Raw genomic sequence first — 527 nt, 5'->3', positions numbered from 1 at the left:
GGCGGAATTGGTAGACGCACTAGGTTCAGGTCCTAGCGGTGGCAACATCGTGGAGGTTCGAGTCCTCTCCTGGGCACCATCTGTTTTTTAAAAAGGTCGGCTTCTAGCCGGCCTTTTTTCATTTCCAGCGCAGGAAACAAAGCGCCTGCCCACTTTGCGCGAGATCTCGAAAGGCTGCGCTTGCAGGCGTGATCGCCCCCCCCCCTGCTGGCCACCATCTGCTTTCCATCTTTTCATTTCCCGCATCCGGAAATGATGCGCTCACGCTCCCAATCGGCATCCCAAGTTCGACGACACACGTCGAACGCAGCGTTCTTTGCGCACCCTGCCCGATGCCCCAAACAGGTCCGCCAAATTATTTTCGTTCGCGACCTCAAATTGTGTTGACAGCTCCTTCGGGCACGCTATAATTGCGTTCTTTCGCGATGCAGCAACAAGCGAAACGTGCCCAGGTGGCGGAATTGGTAGACGCACTAGGTTCAGGTCCTAGCGGTGGCAACATCGTGGAGGTTCGAGTCCTCTCCTGG

General features: G+C 56.2%; 1 tRNA gene. It reads left to right on the top strand.

Features of this window, described 5'->3' with window-relative positions:
• Positions 1 to 79, top strand: a tRNA-Leu gene (locus tag LGN19_RS39485).
• The last annotated feature ends 448 nt before the right edge of the window (positions 80 to 527 follow it).

The organism is Burkholderia sp. AU30198, from assembly GCF_020419825.1.
Classification (GTDB): domain Bacteria; phylum Pseudomonadota; class Gammaproteobacteria; order Burkholderiales; family Burkholderiaceae; genus Burkholderia.
The sequence above is the reverse complement of the archived record's forward strand: the minus strand, read 5'-3'. Positions and strand labels throughout refer to the sequence as shown.